This window comes from Providencia hangzhouensis (assembly GCF_029193595.2).
Taxonomy (GTDB): domain Bacteria; phylum Pseudomonadota; class Gammaproteobacteria; order Enterobacterales; family Enterobacteriaceae; genus Providencia; species Providencia hangzhouensis.
In genome coordinates this window covers 3,241,989-3,259,367 of the sequence record NZ_CP135052.1, presented here as the reverse complement: position 1 = coordinate 3,259,367, position 17,379 = coordinate 3,241,989, and the positions used below count along the sequence as shown (strand labels likewise).

The window sequence follows — 17,379 nt, the reverse complement described above, 5'->3', positions numbered from 1 at the left end:
TTTTTTCTTATTTTTAGTCAGTTACAGAGAGAAAAAACGGATTCACTGAAAGTTAAATTATATTTTTAAATATCATATATTGCTGCAAGTTTTAAATTTATATAAGTTGAATTTTATTTTATATTTCATTTTTCACTAAGGAGTTTTATGAATTTAATTAATGGGGTGTTAAGAAATAAGCGTATTTATATATTACTTATTATGGCATTTCTAGGAGGAATGAATCATTCAAGAGCAGACTATAACCCAATCGAAACACTAAGGAATATTGACAGCTATTTCTATGAAAACAAATATGGTTCATCAATTTTTGGTCGAGTTATAACAGATTATTTTTATTTGGTGATGAAAGAAAAAAACAAAACAATTAATAAAACATTGATAGACAAAATAAATTATGACCATGCATTAGAAATGCTTCAAGTATTGAAGCGAAAAGCGAAGAAACAGAGTACAGGTGAAAAAGTCTCTCATGATATGACTTATAAAGAAGCAGATGAAATACACTATCTGGTCATGTTACGTAATAAAATACCCGAAGAAGATTGGGTTTTAGGTGTGGTATTTTCTGTATTAGATGAAAAAGAAAAAGAATTTTATTGGCAAAAAATTATGGCAGCTTCCGGAGACCGTGGCCATGAATTATCGGTAATATACAGCTTGATGAAAGTGATGTTAGAAAAGGAAAAGAAGGCCACTAAAAAACAGAAAATCATTATTAATAAATGGTATGAACGTATGAGTAAAACATTAGCTTCTGCTAAATCATAGTTTTCATTTAAATAAGTTTGAAAACTAAATGTTATATAAGTATTAAGGTGTCAATTATTATGAAATTATATTTTTGTTTAATTCTACCGTTATTATTATTTTCCTGCATTGTTAATGGCGAGAACCGCCCCGGTTTTGTTTGTGGACAGTTTAATAGGAATATTATCGAAGTTCCTAGTAAGTATGTTTTTCCATTTGCTGAATATGAAGGATATAGCTATTTTGACCCAAGGTTTGTTGAAAACAAAAAAGGGTGTGAGGCTAATTTTAGAATTCTGCCAATGAGGATGTCATGGCCAGACTTAAAACCATTTAGTGAAGTCAGTCATGATGTTAGAATGATAGAAGTCTATGTTGAGCCATTAAATGGAGACACTGAAAAATATTTTAGTCATAAGAAAAATATATATCTAAATATGGGGGTTATTAAAAGGAAAGGTGAACTATATTATGATGAAGAATTAGAGTTGTATTTTAATGAGGTTTTTATTGAGTCTAAACATATTAATGGTAATAAAGTTTATGTCAATATAATAAAGTATGGTTACTATTGGGATGAAGATAATGGTGAAGTTAATGTTTTAATGGAGTGTTCATGGAGACAGTTAGATGATAGTTATCGGCGTTGTAAATTATTATCATTAATGCCTGAATTTGGTCTTAAATATAGTGTTTCATTTGAATTTTCAAATCTTGTTAATTGGGAAGCTATTCAAGACAAGGTAAGGCTATTTTTATCTGAATATATTAAAAATTAGGGGCTAAAAATATGAATGGTCGTGATCGTAGGCAGGGAGACTTAGAATTAATATCAATAGATTTATCTAATGTTACCCGAATTTTAATAGTTAGTAAAAATCCAGAGCTTATGTATGATTAGTTTATTTTAATAGGTGTAAGTATGAGATTTGAACTAATAATTAGTTATCTAATTAAATTTACAGTTAATTGTCTTATGCTATTAATCTCAATAAATAGTTACGCTGATAATCGTCCCGATTTTGTCTGTGGGCAGTTTAACGGAACGGTTATAGAAGTTCCTGACAAGTATGCTTTTCCATTTGCTGAATATGAAGGGTATAGCTATTTTGATCCAAGGTTTATTGAAAATAAAGAAGGATGTGATGCTAATTTTAGAGAGTTAACATTAATAACGCATTGGCCTTATATGACAAGTGTTGATCCCCAAAAAAAATTTCATCTTGAAATAGATGAAAAAACGATAAGAATTATATTGAGACCAATTAGAGAGAAAGATTATTCATTAACACAAAAAATGAAAAATTATCTAAATGCATCATATTTAGGAAAGCGAAGTCAAATATTTTATGACGATGATTCCGAACTTCAATATGTTGACTATTTTGATGAATATAATGTATCTGAAAAACTATATAGTGGAAAAAGAACTCAAAAGAAAAGAACTTTTTTTTGGTTCGAAAATGAAAATGAAGTTATTGCTATCTTAGAATGCTTATGGCTACCATTGGAAAATAAATATTCAAGTTGTAATATGATTTTTTCAATATCAGAAATAGGTATACTTGCAGAGATTAAATTTAGTTTTGATAAGTATAATCAATGGAGAGATATAATGAATGAAGCTAAGGTTTTTGTCTTCGGTTTTATTAAGGATGAATATTATGAGTAAAGATATGGCTAGTTTTTCAATTAATTATAATGATATCGCAAGTTTAAATGTTATTTTATTAGAAAGTAAATTTGCAAATTCTATGGGCGAAGAAAATTTTTCAAGTATACCTAGTGAGGATGTTTTTATAATTTAAAACATATTGATTTATTTCAACAGGTGCAAGTATGAAATTTGAAATGATAATTAATTATCTAATTAAATTTACAGTTAATTGTCTTGTGTTATTGATTTCCATAAATAGTTTCGCTGATAATCGCCCCGGTTTTGTCTGTGGGCAGTTTAATAAGAATATTATAGAAGTTCCTGGCGAGTATGTTTTTCCATTTGCTGAATATGAAGGATATAGCTATTTTGACCCAAGGTTTATTGAAAATAAAAAAGGGTGTGAGGCTAATTTTAGAGTGCTGCCAATGCGAATGTCTTGGTCTGATTTGAAACCATCTAATGAGGTAAGTAATGATGTTAAAATTATAGAAGTTTATGCTGAACCATTAAAAGGAAACCCTGAAAAATATTTGAGTTATAGAAAACACGTGTATTTAGATATGGGGTACCTCAAAAGAAAGGGGGAGTTATATTATGATGAAGAGTTGGATCTTTATTTTACTGAAGTGACTGTAACAATACGAAGAAGTATTGGTCATAAAGATGATATGTATTTTAATAAAAAAGGATATTATTGGAAGGAAATTAATAATGAAGTAATTTTTTTAATTGAGTGTGAATGGTTACCAATTGATGAGAAGTATCATAAATGTTTTCAATATTTTTTGATTCCAGAAATAGGAACTAAGGTTAAATTTTATTTTGATGCTAAAGAATTATCTAATAGCAATATAATGAGGGAAGAAATACGCATTTTTTTACTCGACCATGTTAAAAATTAGGAGATAATATGAGAACTCAAGAAATTAGAAAGGGTGATTTAAAGTTAACTCGTAGTGATGTTTCTAATGCAATTAAAATTTTATACGTAACCAAAGAACCAAAGTTGATGTATGAATATTTGGAAAGTAAAGGAGACCGATATGCTAAATTAGCTAATAGTGTGGTTAAAGGTGATTCTCTTTCAGGTGCTTTTGCGCTTAATTATTTAGATGAAGCTATTTTAGAGCATATTGGAGTGCAAGATGAGTTTATAATTGAGCGTATTCGCTATGATATGGCAATAGCTTATGTTCAAACCCTAAAAAATAGATTTGAAGATGGAAAGGATGTAATCTATGGTGATATAAATCACATAGAGCTAAATTATTTCATAGTAGTGTATTTTCTTATTATAATCTTCCTTCTGATGCATGGACTTTAGAACCTGTATTTTTTGTGTTACCTAGAGAACAAAGAGAGAGTTATTGGCAGAGAGCTTTAAATTCTGTAGGTGATATAGAAAGTGAAATATTATTAAGTATAAATACTAAAGATATAATGTTTAGAGCATTATATGAAGCTCCAGCGCATATGCAGCCTAAAATACATAGTTGGACTAAACGAGTTCTGGATATTGATAATGTAGTAGATGGCGTGGTGGTTACAGCCAAGAAATCTTATCAAAATATTATATCTCATATAGAAGAAGATAATATGGATAGAATAAATACAATTATTTATAATACAGGAAACCCTTTAATTGATAGAGGAACAGAGCGTTTTTCATTTTGGGATTATCCTTCACAACATTTAGAATCATTTCAAGTACAAACAGATTGGCGTGGCCAAACGGAATTTACACATAAAAATCTATTGTCTGAATATTATTTAGAAAGACCTGACTATATATTACCAGAAACAGGCTTATTTGATTCACCATCAGTTAATTATCAACCAGATGTTGCTCATTATGATCGTATGATTGATGATTTAAGGGGAAATATGCCATCAATAAACAACAAGTCAACACCTCCAATTAAGTATCCACACAATATGGTAGATAAATCGATATTGGAAAGCACTTATCCAAAATCCGAACCGAATAGACAATTAGCACCTCGTACAACAAACCTACTTGATAGGTTTAAGGATAATGAAACACCAACAAATTATTATCTAGAACGCCCGAGTGTTGTTCTTCCGGAAACGCCAGGATTTAAAGACTTCCCTACAGATACCATAAGAAATAACCCTCATTTTGAAAATATGATTGGCCAGTTAAGAGACAATATGTCATCAATGAACAATTCAATGGACTCATTTGAAGATAAATACTCAATACCCTCAATGCCAAGTATACCTGAATTTAGTTATAGTGGTTATTCTTCTGGAGGATCTTTTAGTTTTAATTAATATTTAAAAAGTCTACTTATAATAAAATAAATTATTTTAGTTATTAGTAAACGAATGGTGATTACTGATGTTTGTTTTTATGTGGGCAATGTGTTTTTTACATAATTGCTTTTTAAGATTGTTGGTTTCTAACTTTATGAATAACAAGGATGTATATGAATTATAAATTAATAGCTGTGCTTTCAGTTTTTCTTCTCGGTGCTTGCCAAAATCCTCAAGGAAATAATGTAAAATATAATAAAAAAAATATAACTAATTTTTGTGAAAAAAAAGGTGTTAAAACGCCACGTCTTTTCTTTATGCTACAGATGTTATATTTTTCTGAATCTAAGGATTTAATATTTGATAGAAAAAAATTAGTTATTTTCAAGGGGGGAAAAGATAATAACCCAATGTTAGAATTTTTAAAGTATCCAAAAGAAGCATTTATTAAAAAATTAAGCCATGAACAGGCAATGGATTTTTATCGTGAGAATTTAAATGAAATGGGAATGTCTTATCATGCTTGGATTTTAGCAGATGTTTTAGATATTATTAATGAGAGAAACCGAGAGGCACTATGGCAACAGTTCGTTTTTGTGATGAATAACAACGATCCTGCGAAGGAAGCTAAATTATTCATGATGCTTTGGTATGCAATGGTAAGGGAGGCTTCCAAACTACCATCAGACAAGCAAATTAAAAGCAAAAGATGGCTGGAGAAGATGAGGCGGATTGCTTTAGTCAATAAGCTAGAGAGAAAGTTAGATTTTATGTTTGAAGAAATGATTGATGATTCAAAGTTTTATAATAAAAATCGAAGGGGTTCTAATGATATCATTTAAATACAAATCTATTATTACATTAATTTTTATTTTTATAATTTTATCATGTTTAAGTCTTTTAAATAAAGGTTATGCTTTTACTGATAAAGACAATATTCAAAAGGTTAATAATTCGGATGATAAATATTTTAGTATTTTTATTTATCTAGAAAAAGAATTTTTAAATAATCATATGAAGGCACGGGGTGAGTCATTTACCAGTGAAAAACGGAGTCGGTATCAAAAAGAAGTAAAATTAGCATATGGACGAATTATGAAAAATCGCAAAGAAAGTGATAACATTCCAATTGGTGATATTACACATCAAGAATTTATTAAAATAAAAAAAGAAGCGATGTTAAATACAGGAATTCCTTATGAAGGTTGGTTATTTAAAGATGTATTTGAAGTATTATCTATAGATAAACAGAATAAAATTATAGGGGAACTATTAAATAGCTTTTCTAATAAATCACGTAATGGTGAATCAGCGTTATTTGCTAGCATTTGGCTAGACATGAAAGAAGAAGCCGCACAATCTGCATCGATAAAACAGCAACAAAGCCAAGCTTGGCTAGAAAAAATGCGAAAGATCCCTTTAGTTATTACATTAGAAGAGACGATAAATGAAACAGAAAAATTGTTTAATGAATTCACTTACTAGGGCATATATTAGTCAAAACTAGTGAGTTCTATTATGGATGGCCACTTTGCAGGTAAATGGTTTTGTGAACAAGATTAAAGTTCTAATAGCAACTATACGGTTATTGCTGTTTATTCAAGCTCCCAGCAATAACCGTTATATTTAAATAAATATAAAATTAATCCAAATAAGCTAATTCAATATTTTGGCAACCCAATGCCTGTAATGTATTTTCGGTAACATACCAATGTTTGATAATTGCATCTTGCTTTTCAACAAACTTAGCTTGGTCGATGGCGTGAATATCTTTACCTGCAAGGTTAATCATAATTAAAGCGGCTTGTAGTGGCGGTAAACTTGGGTTGAATGCGGCATTTTCTGCGTAGCGTCCGGTAAACAGTGAGCCATCTTTTAATTGTAACGCAATTCCTGAATGGGATTGGCTATAAGGTGCATGGGATTGGTTTGCAGCCTCAATTGCTGCACTTAATAACCGGTCACGGCTTTGGTTTTTATAGCCATGGTCAACAGGGTCTAGCAGTAAAGTGGTAATATTGAGGTCAGACGGCCCAAATGAGTCGGGTAAATAGTGGTGTAGTACCGCAGGTGTGCGACCTGGTAAATTCACCATAATTTTACCACCTTCACGTAATTCATTCATAAATTGGCGGCAGTGGCCACAAGGTGTGTAATTTACAGTAATTGAGGTAATCTGCGTTTCACCTTTCATCCAAGAGTGTGTCACTGCACACTGTTCTGCATGGATCACTTGGCCCATTGATACATGGCTAAATTCCATATTGGCACCAAAATACAAGTTACCACTTGCTCCACGTGCGATTGCACCCACGTTAAAATGGGAAATAGGAGTGAGGGCATAGGCAGCAGCAAAAGGCAATAATGCAAAGGCTAACTCAGCGTCGTCTACACTTGTTTCAGCTTTAATCTGTTCAACTTGTTCCGCCGTTAACATGCCTTGAAAATCAGATTTATCAATGATAGGTCTAAGTACTGACTGTAACTTTTCTGGAAGCTCGGCCCAAGCGGCCTTAAATCTTGAATGCATGAGTTACTCTCCCTATTTTAATTGTTTTTATTCTATTCAATAATACGTAGAGCTATGTGTGATAGTTATCACTATTTTGGATGTAATACATGAAACATATTCTTTTGTTGTGAGATATATCTCATATTTTATCAGTGTGCGTATGAGCAAGAGGCTAGTGAACTCCTCTTACTCATATATTTGGTTATTGGCTTAATGAATTAAGCTTAGCTAAAAAGATGTAAAATGACAGGGAATATAAACGGGGCAATAAGCGAGGTGATAACCCCACAGGTCATTAATGCAAGAGAGCTATAAGCACCTTCAATGTAATTCACTTCGGCACAGCGGGCAGTGCCTAGGGCGTGGGAAGCAGTTCCCATCGCGAGCCCTCTTGAAGCATGGGTTCGTACACGCAGTACATCAAATAAGCTATGGCCAAACATGGCGCCTAAGATCCCAACAAACAACACGCAAGCGGCACTAATCGCAGGGATCCCACCAACAGAATCAGCGACAGCCATCGCAATAGGAGTAGTTACTGATTTAGGTAAAATAGAACCCGCGATATCTGGGGTTGCCCCCAACCATAGTGCGATGGCAGCACCGCTGAACATGGCCACTAAACTACCTGCAAAACAAATGCTTAATAAAGATTTCCACTGGGCACGAATTTGGTGCATTTGTTCGTAAAGTGGAAAAGCGAGCGCAACGACTGCGGGTTGTAGTAAATCATTGAGTATTTTGCTACCTGCAAAATAGTGCTCATAAGAGGTATTCGTGATCACTAGTAGTGCAATCAATACCGCAATAGTAATTAATAGTGGGTTTAAAATCGGTAACTTAAATGTGGTCGACAACTTACGCGCTAAATAAAACACCACAATGGTCAGCGGTAATGACCACCAAATATGTTCTAACATTATTCATTCCCCTTAGTTTTATCATTATTAATGACCGAAGAAATTGGGTCTTCGGGGGGTAAAGGAACGTCATCAGGTTGAGCCCCAACGACAGGGCGTTCCTTATGAATATAGTTGGAACTGATGGCGACAACCACCATAACGATTAAGGTACTAACTACACAGGAAACGATGATAGGAACCATTTGTTGGCTGAGTAATTCATAGTAATTCATTATGCCAACACCAATAGGAACAAACAGGATGGTCATATTTTTCAACAAAATGCTGCAACCGGGTTGTGCCCACTTCGCGGGGATAATTTGTAACGCAAGCAATATGAATAAAATTAACATGCCGACAATGCTGCCAGGGATGGAGAATGGAAGTAGTGTTGAGATAAGGTTTCCAATAATCAGGCAAAGGTAGAGTATTGCGAAAGCTCGCAAATATTGCCATCCCGTTATCAGTACCTGTTTAAATGACATGAGACTGGTCCTGTAATGTAATATCTATTCATCATACAATTAACTTTATTATTGTGCTACCGATCACAATAAAAAGCCAATAAAAAAGTGGGAAGTATTTAGCTTCCCACTTTTGATGAATAACAGACTAGAGCAAGTATGGGTTATTTAACTTGCATACCGGGTTGTGCACCACTGTCTGGGCTGAGTAAGAAGATATCTTTACCGCCAGGGCCAGCAGCCATTACCATGCCTTCAGAAACACCGAAACGCATTTTACGTGGCGCGAGGTTGGCAACCATCACCGTCAAACGGCCTTCTAAAGCTTTAGGGTCTGGATAAGCGGAGCGAATACCAGAAAATACTTGGCGCGTTTCACCACCGATATCCAATTGCAATTTCAGTAGCTTGTCTGAGCCTTCAACAAAATCAGCTTGCTTGATTAACGCAATTCGCAGGTCAATTTTCGCAAAATCATCAAAAGTGATGGTTTCTTGAATTGGGTCATCGGCAAGTGGCCCCGTAAGTTGCTGAACGGGTTTGATGCTCTCTTTTGAGGCTTCAACCATTGCATCAACTTTCGCTATTTCAATGCGGTTAAATAGCGCTTTGAACGGTGCGACGCTGTGGTTCAGTAATGGGGTGTTAATCGCATCCCATGATAATTCACTATTTAAGAAGGCTTCAGCACGCTTAGTAAGGCCTGGTAAAACAGGTTTCAGGTACGTCATCAGAACGCGGAATAAGTTGATGCCCATCGAGCAAATATCTTGCAGTTCTTGATCTTTACCTTCTTGTTTGGCGACAACCCAAGGTGCTTTTTCATCAACATAGCGGTTTGCGATATCGGCTAATGCCATGATTTCACGGATCGCTTTGTTATATTCACGGTTGTTATAATCCTCACCGATAACTTTAGCGGCATCAACAAATTGTTGGTATAACTCTGGCTCAGCAAGGTTTGCTGATAATTTGCCATCAAAGCGTTTAGCAATAAAGCCCGCATTACGTGATGCCAAGTTAACCACTTTATTGACGATGTCGCTGTTGACGCGCTGGACGAAATCTTCCAAATTAAAATCGATGTCATCAATACGCGAAGACAGTTTTGCTGCATAGTAATAGCGCAAGCAGTCAGCATCTAAATGATCTAAATACGAACGCGCAGTAATAAATGTTCCGCGCGACTTAGACATTTTTGCCCCGTTAACCGTGACATAGCCATGAACAAACAGGTTTGTTGGTTTACGGTACTGGCTACCTTCTAACATGGCAGGCCAAAACAGGCTGTGGAAATAGACGATATCTTTACCAATGAAGTGGTAAAGGTCGGTTTTCGAATCTTTATTCCAAAACTCATCAAAATCAAGATCACCGCGTTTGTCACACAGGTTTTTAAAGGAGCCCATGTAACCGATAGGCGCATCTAACCAAACATAGAAATATTTACCCGGCGCATCAGGAATTTCAAAACCGAAATAAGGCGCATCACGGGTAATATCCCATTGTTGTAGGCCTGATTCGAACCATTCTTGCATTTTGTTGGCGACTTGTTCTTGTAATGCGCCAGAGCGAGTCCACGCTTGAAGCATGTCGCTAAATGCAGGAAGATCAAAGAAAAAGTGTTCTGAATCACGCATTACAGGTGTGGCGCCAGAAATCACTGAACGTGGGTTAATCAGTTCTGTTGGGCTATAGGTTGCGCTACAGACTTCACAGTTATCACCATATTGGTCTTCGGCTTTACATTTTGGACAAGTGCCTTTAACGAAGCGATCCGGTAAGAACATGCCTTTTTCTGGGTCGAAAAGCTGTGAAATAGTACGGTTCTTAATAAAACCGTTATTTTTTAGTTTCCCGTAAATCAGCTCTGATAAAACTTTGTTTTCTTCACTGTGTGTGGAGTGGTAGTTATCATAACTAATGGCGAAACCAGCAAAATCGTTCTGATGCTCTTGGTTCACTGCCGCAATCATCTCTTCTGGCGTTACGCCAAGTTGTTGAGCTTTAAGCATGATTGGAGTTCCGTGCGCGTCATCGGCACAGATAAAGTGAACCTCTTTGCCGCGCATTCGCTGATAACGGACCCAAATATCAGCCTGAATGTGTTCCAGGATATGACCAAGATGGATTGAACCGTTAGCATAGGGTAACGCACAGGTTACCAGTAATTTATTCGCGACTTGAGACATAGTAACTTTCTTACTTCCATTATTTGAAAAGGGTCTTTGATGTTAACCGATCAAAACCATCGCTGCTAGGGGTATAAAATATTAATTGGAAATTTGTTTGAAAAAGAATTTTTACCTCTTCGTGGCTTTTCCTATCTCGATATAATAACTTTCTTCCTGTTCTCTGTTATGATTAATCTCAGTCAAAGTATATCCGCCCAATTTTCTGTAACTTATTCTAGGATATACATAGTTCAAAAATATAAATAAAGGAGCCGGGATGAACGATAAATCCCCCGAGCAGAACAAACCAGAACTGCTGACTGAACAAGTCTCCAAAGTTTTGGCTTCATTTACACACCCAACACTGCAACGTAATTTGATTTCTATCAAAGCGTTACATCATTGTGCAATGTTGGACAACGTGCTGCATGTCGAATTAGTTATGCCATTCGTTTGGAAAGGGCCGTTTCAAACTTTAATTAGCGAAAAAACTGCTGAATTAAAGCAACAAACAGGGGCTCATGCTGTTGAATGGAAACTGCGCCATGACATCACTACATTAAAACGTGCAAATGATTTGCCGGGTATTAATGGTGTTCGTAATATCTTAGCCGTCAGTTCGGGTAAAGGTGGTGTCGGTAAATCCAGTACTTCTGTGAACTTAGCGCTAGCACTGGCACAAGAAGGGGCGAAAGTGGGGATCCTTGATGCGGATATTTACGGCCCATCAATTCCAAATATGTTAGGCACAACTTTAGAGCGCCCAACCTCCCCAGATGGTCAGCACATGGCGCCAATTATGGCGTATGGCTTGGCGACAAACTCAATCGGTTACTTAGTGACTGATGATAACGCGATGGTCTGGCGTGGCCCAATGGCAAGCAAAGCGTTGATGCAAATGTTGCAAGATACGTTATGGCCAGATTTGGATTATTTAGTCATCGATATGCCACCGGGAACAGGTGATATCCAGCTAACACTTTCCCAAAATATCCCTGTAACAGGGGCGGTGGTTGTGACAACACCACAAGATATTGCCTTGGTCGATGCCATGAAAGGCATTGTGATGTTTAAGAAAGTCAATGTCCCTGTACTGGGTGTTGTTGAAAACATGAGCGCACATATTTGCAGTAATTGTGGCCATGTTGAGCCAATTTTCGGTACCGGTGGTGCTGAGAAATTAGCCGAAAAATACCATACTAAATTATTGGGGCAGGTTCCTCTGCATATTTCTTTACGTGAAGACCTTGACCGTGGCCAACCTACTGTTATGCGTGATCCTGAAGGTGAATTTGCAGATATCTACCGTGAAATTGCTTCGGGTATTTCAGCCTTGATGTATTGGGAAGGGGATAAAATCCCAACAGAGATTTCTTTCCGCGCCGTTTAATCGGTTATAGAGAAAAAAGGCTATTTAGTTTATTCACTAGATAGCCTTATTTATTGTTGATACTTTTCTTTACTAAACGTGTTTTTTTAATCTTCTATTTTTCTGAATTGTTTGCGGAACATTTCTTTATTGAGTCATGTTCGCGTAGAATAACCACATCTTTTATTTAATCAGTTTTCTTTCTACGGGCAACCCGAAAAGGTGACTATGAAATTTTTAATTTTTATTGTTGTCGTGGTGCTGATCGTTATTTATTTTTATAACCGTATCGTCGCATTGCGAGAAGCTGTTATTTCGAGTGAAACAGAAATTTCAGTTCAATTAGATCGTCGTGGAAAAGTATTTGATAGCTTATTGGCAACAGTTAAAAAATATTTAAGCCATGAAAGCGAGGTGTTCAGTAAAATTACTGAGCTACGGACGCAAGCACAAACGGCGACTGGGGATAAAGCCCGTGAAGCCGAAGATGCGTTATCAAAAATGGTAACAAGTGGGGCAATTAATGTCGCGGTTGAAGCTTATCCTGAGCTAAAATCCGATGCAATTATGGCAAATTTACAAGAAGAAATCGTTTCTTCAGAAAATAAATTGTCATTTGCTAAACGTGGTTATAACCGTTCATTAGAAACTTATAATGCGTATATCGCTTCTATGCCTGCGGCACTCATTGTTGGCATTATTCCTAGCTTAAAAATTTCAAAGGAATATTGGCGTCTTGATGAAGAAACCATTAAGACTGAGGAATCACGTCGAATTAATTTTGATTAAAAGCCTTTAAACCTTTGAAGTGATAAATCATCGGGATGCCTTATGGTGTTCCGATATTTTATGAGTAGTAGATAACAGGTTACATTATGGATTTTAGAAACGTCATTCGTAAAAATAATATTCGCACACGTTTGGTGGTGATGAGCTATATTGTTTTAATGCTAATCATTGGATTACTGGCGGATATTGCAACACATCCAAATGAACAATTGGATTTGGTCGACAATGCGATGATGTTTGTGACACTTCATGAATTACCTATCGCCACTTTCATTGTTTTAGGTTTAACCTTCCTTGGGCTAATTTATATTCATTTTAGAGGCCATAAAATGATGTTAGCTGGGATGAATGCCAGAGAAATCACCCAAGAAAATGCGAATATCCCCCAAGAAAAGCAACTTTTTAATATTATTGAAGAATTAAGTTTAAGTGCCAGCTTAGGCTATATTCCTCGCTTATATATTTTAGAAACGGACGAGCCTAATGCTTTCGCAGCAGGGTGGAATAATCGTAATGCACTTGTGGGGGTGACAAGAGGCTTATTACAGACACTTAATCGGCAAGAGGTTCAAGCCGTTCTTGCTCATGAAGTTGGGCACATTATTCACGGTGATTCAAAATTAACTCTGTACGTGGGGATTTTGGCGAATGTGATTTTAACCGTGACCAATTTATTTAGTCAGATTTTTATTCGAACAGCAGGGCGCAGTCGCAATAATGCGGCGAACAAAGCGCAAATGATCCTATTAGTTCTGAATTTTGTTTTACCGTGGATAACACAAATTCTCTATTTTTATTTATCGCGTACCCGTGAATATATGGCGGATGCCGCAGCGGTTGATCTGACTTCTGATAACCAAGCGATGATCAGCGCATTGAAAAAAATATCAGGGAAGCATGAAACCCATGATTATGATGAAACGAGTACAGGCCAAGCTTACCGTAAGGCCGCTTATATTTTTAATAAGGGCGATTCTGTGTTTTCAACTCACCCTTCGATTGAAAATCGCATCGCGGTATTAGAAGGAAAAAAACAGTTTTAGTGTATAAATGACATTTTGTACGCTTTGATTTACGGCATTTCCTATCTAATGGGTGTTTTTTTAGCGAACTTTGTTGAGGTATGCTGGAACAACACGCCATTACCCCCTATAATTCCGCCAACATAACATTTTGTTGTTGTGTATTTTCATTTCTAATATTTAACCAGGTTATCATTTTATGACTGACATAGCGCATCACTGTACCATTGTAGGTATATCGGGAGCCTCTGCATCTGGCAAAAGCTTAATTGCCAGCACGTTATACCGTGAATTAAGGGAACAGGTTGGTGATCATAATATCGGTGTTATTCCAGAAGATTGTTATTACAAAGACCAAGCCGATGTCCCAATGGAAGAGCGTCTTAAAGTAAATTATGACCATCCTAACTCGATGGACCACAGCTTGCTTTATGAACATCTCAAATCACTGAAAAGTGGCCAAGCAGTAGAAATTCCGCAATACGACTATGTCGCTCATACCCGTAAACAGAAAACCATCACGTTTAAACCTAAAAAAGTTATTATCATTGAAGGTATTTTATTATTAACAGATAAGCGCTTACGTGGTGAAATGGATTTTTCTATTTTTGTCGATACGCCACTTGATATTTGCTTGATGCGCCGTATTAAACGTGATGTAAATGAAAGGGGCAGAACGCTCGACTCCGTTATTGACCAATATAATAAAACGGTTCGCCCAATGTTTTTGCAATTTATTGAGCCATCAAAGCAATATGCCGATATTATAGTACCTCGCGGGGGAAAAAACCGTGTTGCGATTGATATCTTGAAAGCGAAAATTGGCGAATTCTGTCAAGATTAAACCGCGCAGAAATTAAAATAATGAAGGGGGAAACAACCATGCGTCTTTGTGACCGCGATATTATTCAATGGATGGATGATGGTAAATTAGTTATTAGCCCACGCCCACCAGTTGAACGAATCAATGGTGCAACTGCAGATGTTCGTTTAGGAAATCAATTCCGTGTTTTTCGAGGACACACGGCTGCATTTATTGACCTTAGTGGCCCTAAAGATGAGGTTAATGCCGCATTAGATCGCGTCATGAGTGATGAAATTGTGCTTGATGAAGATGAGCCCTTTTTCCTACATCCAGGTGAATTAGCACTTGCAGTGACGCTTGAGTCTGTTACGCTCCCTGATAACCTTGTCGGTTGGCTAGACGGGCGCTCTTCATTAGCGCGGTTAGGTTTGATGGTGCACGTAACAGCACATCGAATTGACCCCGGTTGGCATGGGCAAATCGTGCTAGAATTCTACAATTCAGGTAAATTACCGTTAGCGTTGCGTCCTGGCATGGTGATTGGCGCATTAAGTTTTGAGCCGTTATCTGGTAGTGCTGATCGCCCTTATAATAGCCGACAAGACGCTAAATATAAAAACCAACAAGGTGCTGTTGGTAGCCGTATCAGCGAAGACTGATAACCGGTGAACTTTGCGGAAATTGCGGCGTTTAATGGAGATTAAACAGGTAATTTCCGCCCATTTTCAGGGATAGGTGTGAGTTCATTTTTGTGGCGAGCGCAAGCGGAATTTAAGAGAGGGAAGGATGAAACGTTTTTTGACGACACTGATTATTTTACTCGTGGTAATTGTTGCAGGGTTAACCACACTTGTAATGTTGGTGAACCCGAATGATTTTCGTCATTATATTGTTGAACAGGTAGAGAAAAAAAGCGGTTATCAACTTGAATTCAACGGTGATATGCGTTGGCATGTATGGCCAACTTTAAGCATTATTACTGGCCCTGTTTCCCTTACTGCACCGAATGCCGCTAAACCCATACTGAGTGCAGATAATATGCGCTTAGATGTTGAATTATGGCCACTTATTTCCCATAAGCTTTCTGTTGAGCAAATTGTGATTGATGGTGCTGTTATCCGCAAAACACCGGATAGCGAAATCCAAACTCACCGTAATGCTCCTGTCGCGCCAGGTGGTGTGCCTACATCCTCCCCTTTACCAGAGAAAAATAGCTGGTTATTAGATATAGAAAAAATTAATATTTCCAATAGCTTAGTGATTTGGCAAACATCTAAAGATGAGTTTAACCTACGTAACATTGATTTATCACTGAAGAAAAGTGATAAAAAACAGGTCGCCGTTAAATTCAGTGGAAATCTAAATAAAAACCAACAAGAGTTTGTATTTAATTTACGTGCAGATATCGATTTATCGGATGTAAATCAAAAGATTAGTGGGCAATTAACGCAATTTGATTATAAATTGAGTGGTGTTGATTTGCCTGAAAGTGGAATTGAAGGGCAAATAACAAGTGATTTTCTATACACCAAAGGGAAAGTAGAAAGTGCCAGTTTAAGCCATTTGGTGATAACGGCTAATGAAAGTGCCCTGTCAGGCGATGCCAGTATACAATTAGCCGATACCCCCAAAGTAATGGTCAATTTAGTGGCCGAAAAATTAGATTTAGATAACTTACTGGGGACTATGCCTAGCAGTACCCATATCGAATCAGAGGTGAATAATAACCGTGTTGGTGTTAAACCGGTTATTTCTGGTGCAAATCCTCAACAATATGATTTATCTGGCTTGCAGGCATTTTCCGCCAATATCAATTTAGCCATTAACCAGTTAATCTATCGTGGAATGATGGTTAGTGACGTAGTTTTTGAGGCACAAAACCAAACACCTCGTTTGACGGTTTCAAAATTACAGGGTAAGGCATTTGGTGGTGCCTTCTCATTACCAGTGACATTTAATTACAGTTCAACGCCGGCATACGTTTCCGCAAGGCCGGATTTTAAAAATATCGACCTAACACCACTATTAAAAGCCTTCAATATGCCACAAAAATTAAGTGGGGTAATTTCGTTAAATAGCACATTATCGGGTGTAGGTTATGATGACCATGCAGTAAAAAATCAATGGCAGGGGCCTGTTAATTTTGAGTTAAGAAATGCAAAATTGCAGGGGTTGAATATTCCTTTATTAATTCAGCAATCCGTTTCCAGAGTAACCAATAAAATTAATGCACCAGTGAATACGGGTAACGTCACTGAGGTTGATTCTTTCATTGTGGCAGGTAAATTAAATAAAGGTAATTTGAATATTTCCTCTATGAATGCAACGTCATCCTTAGTTAACATTAGTGGGCAAGGTCGTATAAATATCCCTAATGAAACTATTGATGTCAATTTAGGGGTTAATATTGCTAACGGCTGGGGCGGTGATTCACGTTTAGTCCAGCAATTGCAAGCAATGACTATTCCACTGCGTATTTATGGTAGTTGGAATAATTTAAAATACCAATTAGATGTGGAAAAACTACTGCGTGATGAGTTACGGACTCAAGCCAAAGAAGCCCTTGGTAATTTTTTAAAGAAAGAAGAAAATAAAGGGCTTAATGATTTATTGAATGCATTGTAACGATATATGTCATCATGGAGCCACCTAAAA

The 17,379-nt window shown here is 36.5% G+C and carries 19 protein-coding genes; 15 read left to right on the top strand and 4 right to left on the bottom strand.

Going from position 1 to position 17,379, the window contains the following annotated elements; all coding sequences use genetic code 11:
- Positions 1-147: 147 nt before the first annotated feature.
- The 9 genes from PZ638_RS14805 (at position 148) to PZ638_RS14765 (ending at position 6,172) form a co-directional block, all read left to right on the top strand.
- Positions 148-771, top strand: coding sequence for a hypothetical protein (locus tag PZ638_RS14805; protein ID WP_272674685.1), 624 nt, complete (start codon positions 148-150; stop codon positions 769-771).
- Between the two features lie 59 nt (positions 772-830).
- Positions 831-1,529, top strand: a complete 699-nt coding sequence (locus PZ638_RS14800; RefSeq protein ID WP_094960631.1) for a hypothetical protein — start codon at positions 831-833, stop codon at positions 1,527-1,529.
- 143 nt (positions 1,530-1,672) lie between these two features.
- A complete protein-coding gene (locus PZ638_RS14795; protein WP_180359466.1) occupies positions 1,673-2,422 on the top strand; it encodes a hypothetical protein in 750 nt (249 codons plus the stop codon).
- Complete coding sequence (locus tag PZ638_RS14790; RefSeq protein ID WP_153673646.1) at positions 2,415-2,558, top strand: hypothetical protein; 144 nt, start codon at positions 2,415-2,417, stop codon at positions 2,556-2,558. The genes PZ638_RS14795 and PZ638_RS14790 overlap by 8 nt, the downstream gene beginning before the upstream one ends.
- 31 nt (positions 2,559-2,589) lie before the next feature.
- On the top strand, positions 2,590-3,312 hold the full coding sequence (locus tag PZ638_RS14785) for a hypothetical protein (protein ID WP_272674687.1): 723 nt from the start codon (positions 2,590-2,592) through the stop codon (positions 3,310-3,312).
- Between the two features lie 8 nt (positions 3,313-3,320).
- Complete coding sequence (locus PZ638_RS14780) at positions 3,321-3,734, top strand: hypothetical protein (protein WP_272674688.1); 414 nt, start codon at positions 3,321-3,323, stop codon at positions 3,732-3,734.
- A gap of 14 nt (positions 3,735-3,748) precedes the next feature.
- On the top strand, positions 3,749-4,705 hold the full coding sequence (locus PZ638_RS14775) for a hypothetical protein (protein ID WP_272674690.1): 957 nt from the start codon (positions 3,749-3,751) through the stop codon (positions 4,703-4,705).
- Positions 4,706-4,860: 155 nt separating this feature from the next.
- Entirely contained in the window at positions 4,861-5,529 is a 669-nt protein-coding gene (locus tag PZ638_RS14770; protein WP_272674692.1) for a hypothetical protein, read from the top strand.
- Complete coding sequence (locus PZ638_RS14765) at positions 5,516-6,172, top strand: hypothetical protein (protein ID WP_272674695.1); 657 nt, start codon at positions 5,516-5,518, stop codon at positions 6,170-6,172. The genes PZ638_RS14770 and PZ638_RS14765 overlap by 14 nt, the downstream gene beginning before the upstream one ends.
- Positions 6,173-6,329: 157 nt before the next feature.
- Here the strand turns inward: PZ638_RS14765 and cdd are convergent, their stop codons facing one another.
- The 4 genes from cdd to metG form a co-directional block, all read right to left on the bottom strand.
- The gene (gene cdd / locus PZ638_RS14760) at positions 6,330-7,217 is read right to left on the bottom strand and encodes a cytidine deaminase (RefSeq protein ID WP_096864137.1); all 888 of its coding nucleotides are present in this window, start codon (positions 7,215-7,217) and stop codon (positions 6,330-6,332) included.
- A gap of 206 nt (positions 7,218-7,423) precedes the next feature.
- Positions 7,424-8,119: a CidB/LrgB family autolysis modulator gene (locus PZ638_RS14755; protein WP_004256514.1), complete on the bottom strand. Its 696-nt coding sequence runs from the start codon at positions 8,117-8,119 to the stop codon at positions 7,424-7,426.
- Positions 8,119-8,586 carry a CidA/LrgA family protein gene (locus PZ638_RS14750; RefSeq protein ID WP_004256512.1) on the bottom strand — a complete coding sequence of 156 codons (468 nt, stop codon included), beginning with the start codon at positions 8,584-8,586 and terminating at the stop codon, positions 8,119-8,121. Before PZ638_RS14750 ends, PZ638_RS14755 begins: the two co-directional genes overlap by 1 nt.
- A gap of 143 nt (positions 8,587-8,729) precedes the next feature.
- Positions 8,730-10,757: a methionine--tRNA ligase gene (metG, locus tag PZ638_RS14745; RefSeq protein WP_144141053.1), complete on the bottom strand. Its 2,028-nt coding sequence runs from the start codon at positions 10,755-10,757 to the stop codon at positions 8,730-8,732.
- A gap of 259 nt (positions 10,758-11,016) precedes the next feature.
- Between metG and apbC the strand changes: the two genes are divergently transcribed.
- From apbC to asmA, 6 genes are all read left to right on the top strand, one after another.
- Positions 11,017-12,129, top strand: a complete 1,113-nt coding sequence (apbC, locus tag PZ638_RS14740) for an iron-sulfur cluster carrier protein ApbC (RefSeq protein WP_004256506.1) — start codon at positions 11,017-11,019, stop codon at positions 12,127-12,129.
- Between the two features lie 207 nt (positions 12,130-12,336).
- Positions 12,337-12,897, top strand: coding sequence for a LemA family protein (locus PZ638_RS14735; RefSeq protein ID WP_004256501.1), 561 nt, complete (start codon positions 12,337-12,339; stop codon positions 12,895-12,897).
- Positions 12,898-12,983: 86 nt separating this feature from the next.
- On the top strand, positions 12,984-13,940 hold the full coding sequence (gene htpX, locus PZ638_RS14730) for a zinc metalloprotease HtpX (RefSeq protein ID WP_136134429.1): 957 nt from the start codon (positions 12,984-12,986) through the stop codon (positions 13,938-13,940).
- Positions 13,941-14,118: 178 nt separating this feature from the next.
- A complete protein-coding gene (gene udk, locus PZ638_RS14725) occupies positions 14,119-14,763 on the top strand; it encodes a uridine kinase (protein WP_004256495.1) in 645 nt (214 codons plus the stop codon).
- A gap of 38 nt (positions 14,764-14,801) precedes the next feature.
- On the top strand, positions 14,802-15,383 hold the full coding sequence (gene dcd, locus PZ638_RS14720) for a dCTP deaminase (RefSeq protein WP_004909269.1): 582 nt from the start codon (positions 14,802-14,804) through the stop codon (positions 15,381-15,383).
- 127 nt (positions 15,384-15,510) lie between these two features.
- Positions 15,511-17,349 carry an outer membrane assembly protein AsmA gene (asmA, locus tag PZ638_RS14715; RefSeq protein WP_144141051.1) on the top strand — a complete coding sequence of 613 codons (1,839 nt, stop codon included), beginning with the start codon at positions 15,511-15,513 and terminating at the stop codon, positions 17,347-17,349.
- The last annotated feature ends 30 nt before the right edge of the window (positions 17,350-17,379 follow it).

Excerpts from the sequence above, each read along its gene's own strand:
- PZ638_RS14805 (WP_272674685.1), top strand. The coding sequence starts at position 148 with ATGAATTTAATTAATGGGGTGTTAAGAAATAAGCGTATTTATATATTA.
- PZ638_RS14800 (WP_094960631.1), top strand. The coding sequence starts at position 831 with ATGAAATTATATTTTTGTTTAATTCTACCGTTATTATTATTTTCCTGC.
- PZ638_RS14795 (WP_180359466.1), top strand. The coding sequence starts at position 1,673 with ATGAGATTTGAACTAATAATTAGTTATCTAATTAAATTTACAGTTAAT.
- PZ638_RS14790 (WP_153673646.1), top strand. The coding sequence starts at position 2,415 with ATGAGTAAAGATATGGCTAGTTTTTCAATTAATTATAATGATATCGCA.
- PZ638_RS14785 (WP_272674687.1), top strand. The coding sequence starts at position 2,590 with ATGAAATTTGAAATGATAATTAATTATCTAATTAAATTTACAGTTAAT.
- PZ638_RS14780 (WP_272674688.1), top strand. The coding sequence starts at position 3,321 with ATGAGAACTCAAGAAATTAGAAAGGGTGATTTAAAGTTAACTCGTAGT.
- PZ638_RS14770 (WP_272674692.1), top strand. The coding sequence starts at position 4,861 with ATGAATTATAAATTAATAGCTGTGCTTTCAGTTTTTCTTCTCGGTGCT.
- PZ638_RS14765 (WP_272674695.1), top strand. The coding sequence starts at position 5,516 with ATGATATCATTTAAATACAAATCTATTATTACATTAATTTTTATTTTT.
- cdd (WP_096864137.1), bottom strand. The coding sequence starts at position 7,217 with ATGCATTCAAGATTTAAGGCCGCTTGGGCCGAGCTTCCAGAAAAGTTA.
- PZ638_RS14755 (WP_004256514.1), bottom strand. The coding sequence starts at position 8,119 with ATGTTAGAACATATTTGGTGGTCATTACCGCTGACCATTGTGGTGTTT.
- PZ638_RS14750 (WP_004256512.1), bottom strand. The coding sequence starts at position 8,586 with ATGTCATTTAAACAGGTACTGATAACGGGATGGCAATATTTGCGAGCT.
- metG (WP_144141053.1), bottom strand. The coding sequence starts at position 10,757 with ATGTCTCAAGTCGCGAATAAATTACTGGTAACCTGTGCGTTACCCTAT.
- apbC (WP_004256506.1), top strand. The coding sequence starts at position 11,017 with ATGAACGATAAATCCCCCGAGCAGAACAAACCAGAACTGCTGACTGAA.
- PZ638_RS14735 (WP_004256501.1), top strand. The coding sequence starts at position 12,337 with ATGAAATTTTTAATTTTTATTGTTGTCGTGGTGCTGATCGTTATTTAT.
- htpX (WP_136134429.1), top strand. The coding sequence starts at position 12,984 with ATGGATTTTAGAAACGTCATTCGTAAAAATAATATTCGCACACGTTTG.
- udk (WP_004256495.1), top strand. The coding sequence starts at position 14,119 with ATGACTGACATAGCGCATCACTGTACCATTGTAGGTATATCGGGAGCC.
- dcd (WP_004909269.1), top strand. The coding sequence starts at position 14,802 with ATGCGTCTTTGTGACCGCGATATTATTCAATGGATGGATGATGGTAAA.
- asmA (WP_144141051.1), top strand. The coding sequence starts at position 15,511 with ATGAAACGTTTTTTGACGACACTGATTATTTTACTCGTGGTAATTGTT.